Origin of the sequence: Streptomyces bambusae, from assembly GCF_020532645.1 — a bacterium.
Taxonomy (GTDB): Bacteria; Actinomycetota; Actinomycetes; order Streptomycetales; family Streptomycetaceae; genus Streptomyces; species Streptomyces bambusae.
Window position 1 is genome coordinate 1 of record NZ_JAJAUZ010000114.1, and the last position, 11,053, is coordinate 11,053.

An 11,053-nucleotide genomic window follows, 5' to 3' on the forward strand; every position below is an offset into this window, starting at 1 on the left:
GGGGGGGGGGGGGGGGTACCGGCCCCCGGGGGGGGGGGGTTTGGGGGGGCCCCCCCCCCGGGCCCCCGCGCCTCAACCGCCGGCGAGGCTGGACTTGGCCCCCAGCACGCCTCGAACGCCGAGGGGCTGGAATTTGCCCCGCGCCGCGTGACCCGGCGAAGGGAAGTGGCCCCGCGCCGCATGCACCGGCGACGGGAGATGGCCCCGCGCCGCGTGCACCCGTGAAGGGAGATGGCCCCGCGCCGCATGCACCCGTGAAGGGGGTCGCCCCCGCGGCTCAAGCGGAATGGCCCGGCCGGGCTACACCGCTCCGTCGAACGACCACGACTCGACATCCCGGTAGCGGATCGGCCCCGGCCCCCGCCCGATATTGCTCCCCACCAGATGCAACCGCTCCGTCCGCCACTCCCGCCCCACGAACGCCGACAAGCCCGCCGCAGCCGACACCGCACTCGCCGCATCGTTCCGCCGCGACCGGGCCAAGGTCAGATGGGGTCGCAGCGGCCGCCCGGCGAACGGCACGCCGCACCCCCGCACCAGGCCCCGCACCTCGTCGGCCAGCAGCTGCAAGCCGTCCAGGTCGCCTTCGATCCCACTCCACAGCACCCGCTCGTCGAAGTGCCCGCCACCCCGCAGCGCCAGCTCCAGCGGCCCCCGCGCGGCGGCCAGCCCGGCGAGCGGCCGGAGCAGCAGCGGCACGGTGGACACCGGCAGCTCCCCGAGGAACGCCAGGGTTATGTGCCAGTCTTCGATCCGGTTCCACCGCATGTCCGGGTACGCGTCGTATGCCGGCAGCAGCTCGCGCTCCAGCTCCTGCTTGGCCTCGTCGGGCGGCGCGAGCGCGATGAACACGCGGGTGGTCGCGGCCGGGTTCTGATCGTTCACGGGGGACTTCACACCTTGCTGGGGCTGGCGGGCCCCGCCATTTTCCCACCCCGCCGTACGCCCCGGCCGACCGGGTGCGGGCGGCGGTTCCGGCCCGTGCAAGCGGGCGTACGGCTGGGCAGGCTCGGTGCGCAACGCCGCCGCGCCGGGTCACGGCCGGGGCCCCGGGACGAGGAAGCGACGGCGCCGTGGGGGAATCGGAGTGGGAGTGGGAGACGGCGGAGTTCGGTGAGGAGCACGCCGGCCGGATCGGCGTGCTCCTCGCGGACGGCAGCGAACCGGGACCCGTCTGTTTCGACGTCGGCAGCGGCCCGGAGGTGCACTCCAGGACCCTCTGGTCCTTCTACGACGGCCGCCACTGCCGGCCGCGGGCCGCAGTGCTGCGCGCCGCGTGTGCCTGCGGCTGGCGCGGGGCCGCCGAGTACGCCCTCGACTGGCAGCCCATCGGGGACGGCGAGCTCGACGAGGCCGATGTCGACCTGCACGGGCCGTTGGCGGACTGGACCGCCCACCTGTCCGTGGTCCGCGAGACCACCGTCGCGCTGCCCGAGCAGCTGACCGCCCTCTTCACCCAGCTCGCGGACCGGATCCAGGACGCCACCGACGACAGCCCGCTCGTGGGCCTCAAGGCGATCGCCGTCCTGGAGCGGCTCACCGGGAGCATCGGCCAGGCGGCCGCCGAGGCCGTCCGGGACTCCGGCACCCCCACCGAGGCCGTGGCCGAGGCACTCGGAACCACCCCCTCCAGGGCCCTGGGCATCCTGCTCCGGTACCGCCGTTCCTGATCACGCGGCTGCACCGGCGTAGACGGATGCGGGCAGGCCGAGCGTGCCGCCTGCCGCGCCGAGCGGTGCCCGCCTACGTCGAAACGGCCCCGCTCCGGGGCGACCGAACGGCGTGCGCGGCGTACGCACATCCGGTCCGGAGCGCTGCAATACCGGGCCCGTGCTGTCAACCCGGTTGAAAAAACGGGCAGTTGGCGATCAGGGAAACGCGGGGTGCCCTTGCAAGAACGGGCAACAACCGGACAACCTTGCGGAGTTGGGACCGCAGGGGGTCCCAGGGGGGAGTACCTGATGCACGTCAGAACCACAGCCATGCCCGGACGCGGTTTCCGGGGCCGGCCGGCCACCGCCGTCGCGCTCGGCGCAGCCATGCTGCTCGCCGTCGGCACGGCCGCCACGGCCACCGCAGCGCCCGCCCCGCAGCCCGAGGGGGTCATCGCCAACGAAGGAGCGGCCGGCACGGTGCCCGGCAGCTACATCGTCATCCTCAACCCGGCCCGCGCCGACTCGCTTTCCGCGGACGGCCGTTCCGTCGTGGCGCGCTACGACGGCCGGATCCGGCACACCTACTCGGCGGCCCTCAACGGCTACGCCGCCGACCTCACCGCCCGGCAGGCCCGCCGGCTCGCCGCCGACCCGGCCGTCGCCCAGGTCGTCCAGAACAGCACGGTCCACGCCGACACCACCCAGCCCACCCCGCCCTCCTGGGGTCTCGACCGGATCGACCGGCGCCGCAAGCCCGGCCAGGACAAGAAGTACACGTACCCGACCTCCGCCGGCACCGGAGTCACCGCGTACATCCTCGACACCGGCATCAACTTCACCCACCGCGACTTCGGCGGCCGCGCCAGGTCCGGCTACGACGCCGTCGCCCCCGGCACCCCGGCCTGGGACGAGAACGGCCACGGCACGCACGTCGCGGGCACCGTCGCCGGCACCACCTTCGGCGTGGCGAAGAAGTCGAAGCTGGTCGCCGTCCGGGTGCTCGACGCGAACGGCTCCGGCACCATCGCCGGGGTGGTCGCCGGCGTCGACTGGGTCACCCGCAACGCGGTCAAGCCCGCCGTGGCCAACATGAGCCTCGGCGGCGGCGCGAACGCCGCGCTCGACACCGCCGTCCGCAACTCGATCGCGAAGGGCATCACCTACGCCGTCGCGGCCGGCAACGAGAACAAGGACGCCCTCACCCGCTCCCCGGCCAGGGTGAGCACCGCCATCACGGTCGGCTCCACCCAGAGCGACGACCGCAGGTCCAGCTTCTCCAACTGGGGCAAGGGCGTCGACCTGTTCGCCCCCGGCTCCGACATTACCTCGGCGGTCTGGTGGGACGACTCGTCCTCGACGACTCTGTCGGGCACGTCGATGGCGACGCCGCACGTGGCCGGCGCCGCCGCCCTGTACCTGTCGACCCACCGCACGGCCACCCCGGCCGCCGTCGACAAGGCCATCAAGGCCAACGCGACCACGGACGGAGTCTGGGACCGCGGCACCGGATCGCCCAACCGGCTGCTGTACGTGGGCACCGCGAAGCAGAAGCCGGTCGGACCGCGCTTCACGAACACCGCCAACTACGCCTTCTCCGGCGGCAGCGCGGCCCACTCGCCGGTCACCGTCACGGGTCTCACCGGACGGGCGCCGTCGAACCTCGAGGTGCTGCTCTCCGTCAGAAATCCGGCGTGGGGCTTCCCGCGGGCCGACCTGATCGCCCCTGACGGCACGGTCTACTCGCTGAAGCTCACCGACACCCGGTGGGACATGCCCGACCTCGGCGGCGTCTGGTCCGTGAACGCCTCCGCCGAGCTCGCCAAGGGCAAGTGGCGGCTGCGCGTCAAGGAGGACCCGGCCGCCGGGCTCACCGGCTACATCGACAGCTGGACGCTGCGCTTCTGACCCTCCGGCAGGCCACGGTGCCCCGCTGCCGCGCGACCGCGCGCGGCAGCGGGGCACCCGCACGTCCGGGGACCGGCCAGTGGGAGACTGCACCCGTGTCGAAGTCTCTCCGGAACTCCCGTGTACGGTGCGTCAAATGCGTGAGCACCTCCGTGATCCTCTCCAAGCCGGTCGACCGGCGGACCAGCGAGTTCCGCTGGCGCTACCGGTGCCTGGACTGCTCCGTGGCCTGGTGGCAGGACGAAACGGACTACTGGCGCGAGTACGGGGCGCCCGATGAGTAGCCGTGCCGAAGGGCCCCGGCGTCCCGACGGGCAGCCGCGTCCTGAGCGGCGCATCGAGGGCGCCCTCACCGACCAGCTCGCCTGGGACGTCCTCTACCAGCTCGCCCTGGACATCGCCGAACGGCACGGCGCGACCGTGTCCGCCGCGGCCCGCACCGTCGGCCCGTACGGCTTCGTCGCCGCGATCGAGGAGATGGGCACCGGGCTCACCCTGTCCTGGGAGGGCCGCCTCGCCTGACCACGGGCGGGCGGTGGCACCGCCGTGGTTGTCCACAGGCCCGGCCGGCGGCCGGCACACCATGGCATCGTGGACGGTATGAACATCCAGGTGCGACCGGCTTCGGTCTTCGAAGACGTGAAGGCGGTCATCGGTCCCAAGTCGCCCACTGCCAACGTCTGCTGGTGCCTCAGTTACCGCATCCCGGCCAAGCTCAACAACGAGCTCCGCGGCCCGGACCGCGGAGAGTACGTCGCCGGGCTGTGCGACGCCGGGACACCGCCCGGTGTCCTCGCCTACGACGGCGACGAGCCCGCCGGCTGGGCTGCCGTGGCACCGCGCGCGGACACCTCCTTCGCCCGCAGCCGGACCATCCCGCACGTGGACGACCTGCCGGTCTGGTCCCTGTGGTGCATACGGGTGCGCCCCGGCTTCCGCAAGCGGGGCGTCTCGCACGCGCTGATCGCCGGAGCGGTCGAGTTCGCCCGCGCCCAGGGCGCGCCCGTCGTCGAGGCCTACCCGCTGGACAACGGGGACGCCCACGCGGACATGACGATGGCCTACCCCGGCCTGCGGAAGAACTTCGAGCGCGCCGGGTTCAGCCACGCCGCGGACACCACGTCGGTGCTCGCCGGGCATCCCCGCATCGTCATGCGCCTCGACCTGCGCTGACCGGGGTGCGTCTCTGCCTTTCGGCAGAGACGAGGATCGGCCGTGAGGCGCACGCCCCGGGGCCCGGCGCCGATCGATACTGGTCGGCGTGTCACGCACCGCTCCGTTCCGCCGCCCCGCCCGCAGCCGCTCCGGCGCCGCCGAGCCCTCCGGCCGTGCACCCGGCGACGGGCGCGTGCGGCGGGCGGCGGAAACGGCCGGGGTGGGCCTCGCCGCGCTCGGCGTCTGGGCCGCGCTCGGGTACCTCGACCTGCTGCCGCATCCGTACGTGCAGGCAGCGGCGGTGGTCGCCGGTGCCGCGCTGTTCCCGCTCCGGCGCCGGTTCCCCGCCGCCGTGCTGCTCGTCCTCGCGGCGCTCACCGGGCCGGTGCCGTGCGCCGGACCGGTCACCGCGGCCACCGCCTACGCAGTGGCCCGGCAGACCGCCGGGGCGCGCCGCCGGGCCCGGCTGCTCGCCGCCGCGACCGCCCTGGTCGTGGCCGGAGCCACCGCGGCGGGACCGGGGCCCGGGCCGGGGACGGTGCTCTACGGGCTGGCCCTCGGCCTCGTGCTGGCCCCGCTCGCCGTGGTCGTCCCCGGGCTCGTCGGCACCTCGTACGGGCAGCAGCGCCGCCTGGTGCAGGCCCTCCGGGAACGCGGCGACGCGGCCGAGCGGGCCCGGCGGTCCGCCGACAGCGAGGCCCGCACCCACGAGCGGTCCCGGATCGCCGCCGAGATGCACGACCTGGTGGGACACCGGCTCAGCCTCATCTCGCTGCACGCCGGCGGCCTGGAAATGGCCCTCGCCGACGCCGACCCCGAACTCCGCGACGAGGCCGTCCTGGTCCGGCGGGCCACCCGCGACGCCATGCGCGAACTCCGCGAGGCCCTCGGCGTCCTCGGCCCGCTCGGCCGGGACACCGGCTCCGGCGCGCTCACCGACGCCACCGGCACCCGCCCCGACATCGAGGCGCTGGTCGCGGAATCCCGCGCCGGCGGCATCGCCGTACGCCTGGACTGGACCGGCCCCGACCTCGACGCCTGCGCACCCGCGGTCCGCCGCGCGGTGCACCGCCTGGTCCGCGAGTCCCTCACCAACGTCCACCGCTACGCCCCCGCCGCCCACGTCACCGTCTCCGTCACCCATACCGCCGACACGGTCCGGCTCGGCATCCGCAACGGCGCCTCCGGCACACCCCCCGCCCCGCCCGGCACCGGCCGCGGCCTCCCCGCCCTCCGCGAACGCATCACCCTCCTCCACGGCACGTTCCACGCCACCGCCCTCCCCACGGGCGGCTTCGAGGTGACCGCAGCCATCCCGGCCGTCCCACCGGCCGCACCCCGGGACGGCGCCATCCGCCCGGGCCCCGCCGACCCGCAGCAGACCGCGGGGCTGCGGCCGGCCGACGCGGCGGAGGCCGACGGGCGGGACGACCGCGGCGCGGCGGGCGGGCCGGCCGGGCGTTCCGCGGCCACGCCGGCCGTGCTCGGGCTCGGGCTGACCGGGCTCAGCGTGCTCATGGTGCTCGGGGTCGCGTTCGTGTTCGGCACGGCTCCGGGGGAGACGGCCGGGCCGCAGCCCCTGCCGCGGGTCGGGATGACGTACGACCAGGTCGCGGCGGCCGGGGTGCTCGACAACCGGGCCGTCCGGGCGGCCGCCGCCGGACGCGAACCGCGGCGGCCCGCCGGCGCGGCCGGCTGCCTCTACCCGTTCAACGGCGCCACCGAGTCCCGGCCCGGCTCCCTGATCATCGCCCGCTACTGCTTCGACGTCGCGCAGCGGCTCATCGCCATCGACCGCTTCACCGTCCCGTCCGTCCGGGACGCCGCACCCTGGGAGACCCCGTGACCGGACCCGCCCCCGCGATCCGCGTCCTGCTCGCCGACGACGAGACGATGATCCGGCACGGCGTACGCCTGATCCTGCGCTACGCCGAGGGCATCGAGGTCGTCGCCGAGGCCGCCGACGGACGGCAGGCCGTCGAGCTGGCCGCCGCACACCGCCCCGACGTGGTCCTGCTCGACATCCGCATGCCCGGCTGCGACGGCCTGGCCGCGATCGCCCCGCTGCTCGCCCTCGACCCGGCCCCACGGGTGGTGATGCTGACGACGTTCGGCGACGACGACAACGTCGTCCGGGCCCTGCGCGAGGGCGCCGCCGGATTCCTGCTCAAGGACGAAGGGCCGCAGGAGCTGATCAGCGCCGTCCGCGCGGCCGCCGCCGGCGACGCCGTGCTGTCGCCGGGCGTCACCGGCGCGGTGATCTCACGCATGCTGACCGCCGGGCCACCGCCCGGCACTCCCGCCGACGACCGGATCGCCCGGCTGACCGGCCGGGAACGGGAAGTGCTGGCCATGCTCGGCGAGGGCCTGTCCAACCAGGACATCGCCGCCCGCCTCGGCATCGGGACCGGCACGGTCAAAACCCACGTGGGCGCCATCCTCGACAAGACCGGCTCGACGAGCCGCGTCCAGGCCGCCCTCCTGGCCCACCGCACCGGCCTCACCCCCTGACTCCGCCCGGCCACAGGCCCACCGCCCGACCAGACCCGTACGCCCGCATCTGACCAAAGGCAGAGGCGCTCCCGGCCCCCCCACCCTTCGGCAGAGCCGAACTCCCGCCTCCAGGACGACGTTTCCCCTGGTCAACGCCGAGAGGATGAACCCATCCAGAGGCCCGGGGGCACTCCTTCCGGGCCCTCGTACGTCCCCCGGAGCAGCCCATGACCCACACCGTCCCGTCCGCCCGCCCCGCCGGCAGCGCGCTCGTCGGGCCCGCCGCCCGCGCCACCACCCTCACCAAGACGTACGGCAGGGGCGACACCCGGGTGACCGCGCTGGACGCGGTGTCCGTGGACTTCGCGCGCGGCAGGTTCACCGCCGTCATGGGCCCCTCCGGATCCGGCAAGTCCACCCTCATGCACTGCATGGCCGGCCTCGACCGGCCCACCTCCGGCTCCGCCACGCTCGGCGGCGTCGAACTGTCCGCCCTCGGCGACCGCGAACTCACCCGGCTGCGCCGGGAGAAGGCCGGATTCGTCTTCCAGGGCTTCAATCTCCTCCCCACCCTCACCGCGCTGGAGAACATCACCCTCCCGCTGCGCCTGGCCGGCCGCCGGCCCGACGGCGCCTGGCTGGACACCGTCATCGCCGCCGTCGGCCTCGCCGGCCGCCTCGCACACCGCCCCGCCCAGCTGTCCGGCGGCCAGCAGCAGCGCGTCGCCGTGGCCCGCGCCCTGGCCTCCCGCCCGGAGGTCGTGTTCGCCGACGAGCCCACCGGCAACCTCGACTCGCGCGCCGGCGCCGAAGTCCTCGGCTTCCTCCGCGACTCCGTACGGGAACTCGGCCAGACGGTGGTGATGGTCACCCACGACCCGGCCGCCGCCGCACACGCCGACCGCGTCGTGTTCCTCGCCGACGGCCGCCTCGCCGACGAACTCCACGCACCGACCCCGGGCGCCGTCCTCGACCGGATGCTCGCCTTCGAACCGCAGGGCCGCACGGCCTGAGCGGCCGGAGCCCGCCGCCCCCGCCCACCTCCGTCGAAAGCCCCGAAAGCCCACCATGCTCCGCACCGCCCTGCGCGACGTCCTCGCGCACAAGACCCGGCTGGCCATGACCGCCCTCGCGGTCTGCCTCGGCGTCGCGTTCGTCTCCGGCGCCCTCGTCTTCGCCGACTCGACCACCGCAGCCCAGCGCGCCTCCCTGGCCCGCAACTACGCCGGCATCGCCGTCACCGTCGACCCCGTCCACCCGCCGGGCACCCCCGCCGGCGAACGCCGGAGCGCCCTTGACGACGCCCTCGTGGCCCGGCTGGCCGCCGTACCGGGGGTCCGGGCCGTCCGGCCCGCGGTCGACGGCACGGCCACCCTCGCCGCCAAGGACGGCACGCCGATGCACGCCGGCAACACCATGGGCACGCTCGCCGCCGGGTACGTCGCCGGCCCCGACGGCACCGACGCCCGGTACCCGCTCACCGCCGGCCGCGCCCCGCGCAGCAGCGGCGAAGTGGCCCTGGACCGCGGCACGGCCGAGGCCGGCTCGTACGCCCTCGGGGACACCGTCACCCTCGCCACCGACGGACCCGTACGGAAGATGCGGCTCGTCGGCATCGTCGACACCGACGACACCAGGGTCACCGCCGGCGGCACCCTCGCCGTGTTCGACCGGGCCACCGCCCAGCAGCTCTTCGCCGCCCCCGGCCGCTACACCGGCATCGACGTCTCCGCCACGCCCGGCACCGACGCGTACGCCCTCGCCCAGCGGATCGGCGCCCTGCTGCCGGCCGGGCGCGCCGAGGCCGTCACCGCGAGCGCGCGCGCCGCCCAGCAGGCCGTCTTCATCGACACGAAGACCAGCAGCTACGCCCGCCTCCCGATGGTGTTCGCCGTGGTCTCGCTGTTCATCGGCTCGTTCCTGATCGTCAACACCTTCACCATGCTCATCGCCCGGCGCTCACGGGAGATCGCCCTGCTGCGGGCCATCGGCGCGACCCGCCGCCAGGTCGTGGGCGCCGTCCTCACCGAGGCGGCCCTGGTCGGCCTGGTCGCCTCCGCCGCCGGGTTCGCCCTCGGCCTCGGCGTCGCGTCCGTCCTGCCCGGCCTCCTCGGCAGCGCGGACGACATGCTGCCGCAGGGCCCGCTGGTCATCGGACCCGCTCCGGTCCTCGCCTCGCTCGCCGTCGGCGTCGGCGTCACCATGTCGGCCGCCTGGCTGCCCGCGCGCCGGGCGGCCCGGATCGCGCCCGTCGAGGCGATGCGCACCGCCGAACAGCCGCCGTCGGAAGCACTGTCCCGGGTCCGGGGCGCGGTCGGCGCCGCCGCACTGCTGCTGGGCGCCGGGCTGCTCGTCTCGCTGAGCGACGCGACGGACGCCTCCGACGCCAACCTGCAGACCGCCCTGCTCGGCTGCGGTGTCCTCGTCACAGGGCTGATCCTGCTGGCGCCGCTGCTCGCCGCACCCGTGATCCGGCTGTTCGGCCGGCTCACCGCGCGGTCCGGGGCCGTCGGCCGGCTCGCCCGGGACAACGCCCTGCGGGATCCCCGCCGTACCGCCGCGACCGCCGTCGCGCTGATGATCAGCACCGGTCTGGTGTCCGGACTCGCCGTGATCGAGCACTCCTCCAGCCGCGCGCTGGACGCCCAGGCCGCCGCCGGGCTGAGCGCCGACTACGTCGTCGGCACGCGCGGCCCGTCCTCCGCCGCCGTCGACGCGGCGGCCGTGCGCCGGATCGCCGCCGTGCCCGGCGTCGCCGCGGCCTCCGCCGTCGCGGACTCCACCTTCGCCGCCGGCGCGATGGCCCGGCAGGTCTCCGGGGTCGACCCGAAGACGGTCGGGCACGTGATGAAGCTCCGCTTCACGAGCGGCGGCGCCGACGGCATCGGGCCGGGGCGGATCGCCGTCTCCCGCAGCTTCGCGCGAGAACACCGGGCCGGGACCGGCGACCGTGTCGACGGCGCCATCGGGCCCGGCGGGGGCGACCGGGACCGCCCGTACACCGTCGTCGGTGTCTACGAGGACAATCCCACGGCGGGCGACGTCCTCGCCGACCGTGCGGAGGTGCAGCAGCACGCGTTCGTACGCAACTCCGTCCAGCGGGTCCTCGTCGCGGCGGACGGCGGGCAGGCCGGGCCGGGACTGGAGAAGCGGCTGCGGGCGGCCGTCGACAACAGCCCGCTGCTGAAGGTCCAGAGCCGTGCGGGGCTGGTCCGTGAGCAGGCGGGGGTCGCCGGTGACCTGATGACGATGGTCTTCGGGCTGCTCGCCGTCGGTGTGGTCATCTCCGCGCTCGGCATGGTCAACACGCTCGCGATGTCCGTGGCCGAACGCACCCGCGAGATCGGTGTGCTGCGGGCGATCGGCATGGACCGGTCCGGTGTCCGCCGCATGATCCGGCTGGAGTCCGTCGCCGTCGCGGGATACGGGACGCTGCTGGGGCTGGCGGCGGGGCTGTTCGGGGCGTGGCGGGTCAGCGGACTGGCCAACGGGGCCATTCCCCAGTACGCGTTCGCCCTTCCGTGGGGCACGCTCGCCCTGATCCTCGGCCTCTCCCTCGCCACCGGTGTTGCGGCCGCCGCCGTCCCCGCCCGCCGTGCCGCCGCCCTGACCCCCCTGGAGGCCACAGCCCACCTCTGACCCCCCGCTCCCGGGGCTCCGCCCCGACCCCCCGCTCCTCAACCGACCGCCGGCGGGGCTGGACCCCACCTGCGCGTCACCAGACCGGACCGGCCACTTCCAGCCCCACCGGTCCCTCGCCCCTCCGGTCCTTGCCTCTCCGGTCCTTGCCCCTGCCGGGCCTCCGCACCGGGCCGGGCCAATCCAGCCTCGCCGGCGTTTGAGGC

The 11,053-nt window shown here is 75.3% G+C and carries 10 protein-coding genes; 9 read left to right on the forward strand and 1 reads right to left on the reverse strand.

Annotated features, from left to right (window positions below; genetic code table 11):
- Nucleotides 1-300: 300 nt before the first annotated feature.
- Nucleotides 301-885, reverse strand: coding sequence for an RNA 2',3'-cyclic phosphodiesterase (gene thpR, locus LG634_RS36975; protein WP_226740865.1), 585 nt, complete (start codon nt 883-885; stop codon nt 301-303).
- Nucleotides 886-1,073: 188 nt separating this feature from the next.
- Here thpR and LG634_RS36980 point away from each other — a divergent pair, with 188 nt between their 5' ends.
- The 9 genes from LG634_RS36980 to LG634_RS37020 all read left to right on the forward strand — a co-directional run bounded on the left by LG634_RS36980 (nt 1,074) and on the right by LG634_RS37020 (nt 10,847).
- Complete coding sequence (locus LG634_RS36980) at nt 1,074-1,670, forward strand: hypothetical protein (protein ID WP_226740866.1); 597 nt, start codon at nt 1,074-1,076, stop codon at nt 1,668-1,670.
- Between the two features lie 312 nt (nt 1,671-1,982).
- Nucleotides 1,983-3,560 carry a S8 family peptidase gene (locus tag LG634_RS36985; RefSeq protein WP_226740868.1) on the forward strand — a complete coding sequence of 526 codons (1,578 nt, stop codon included), beginning with the start codon at nt 1,983-1,985 and terminating at the stop codon, nt 3,558-3,560.
- Nucleotides 3,561-3,700: 140 nt separating this feature from the next.
- On the forward strand, nt 3,701-3,844 hold the full coding sequence (locus LG634_RS36990) for a hypothetical protein (protein ID WP_226740870.1): 144 nt from the start codon (nt 3,701-3,703) through the stop codon (nt 3,842-3,844).
- A complete protein-coding gene (locus LG634_RS36995) occupies nt 3,837-4,082 on the forward strand; it encodes a hypothetical protein (protein WP_226740872.1) in 246 nt (81 codons plus the stop codon). The genes LG634_RS36990 and LG634_RS36995 overlap by 8 nt, the downstream gene beginning before the upstream one ends.
- A 78-nt stretch (nt 4,083-4,160) precedes the next feature.
- The gene (locus LG634_RS37000) at nt 4,161-4,733 is read left to right on the forward strand and encodes a GNAT family N-acetyltransferase (protein WP_226740882.1); all 573 of its coding nucleotides are present in this window, start codon (nt 4,161-4,163) and stop codon (nt 4,731-4,733) included.
- Between the two features lie 88 nt (nt 4,734-4,821).
- Complete coding sequence (locus tag LG634_RS37005; protein WP_226740874.1) at nt 4,822-6,561, forward strand: sensor histidine kinase; 1,740 nt, start codon at nt 4,822-4,824, stop codon at nt 6,559-6,561.
- On the forward strand, nt 6,558-7,226 hold the full coding sequence (locus LG634_RS37010; protein WP_226740876.1) for a response regulator: 669 nt from the start codon (nt 6,558-6,560) through the stop codon (nt 7,224-7,226). Before LG634_RS37005 ends, LG634_RS37010 begins: the two co-directional genes overlap by 4 nt.
- 209 nt (nt 7,227-7,435) lie before the next feature.
- Nucleotides 7,436-8,221 (forward strand): ABC transporter ATP-binding protein, encoded by a 786-nt coding sequence (locus LG634_RS37015; RefSeq protein ID WP_226740878.1) that lies wholly within the window; start codon nt 7,436-7,438, stop codon nt 8,219-8,221.
- Nucleotides 8,222-8,276: 55 nt separating this feature from the next.
- Complete coding sequence (locus LG634_RS37020) at nt 8,277-10,847, forward strand: ABC transporter permease (RefSeq protein WP_226740880.1); 2,571 nt, start codon at nt 8,277-8,279, stop codon at nt 10,845-10,847.
- The last annotated feature ends 206 nt before the right edge of the window (nt 10,848-11,053 follow it).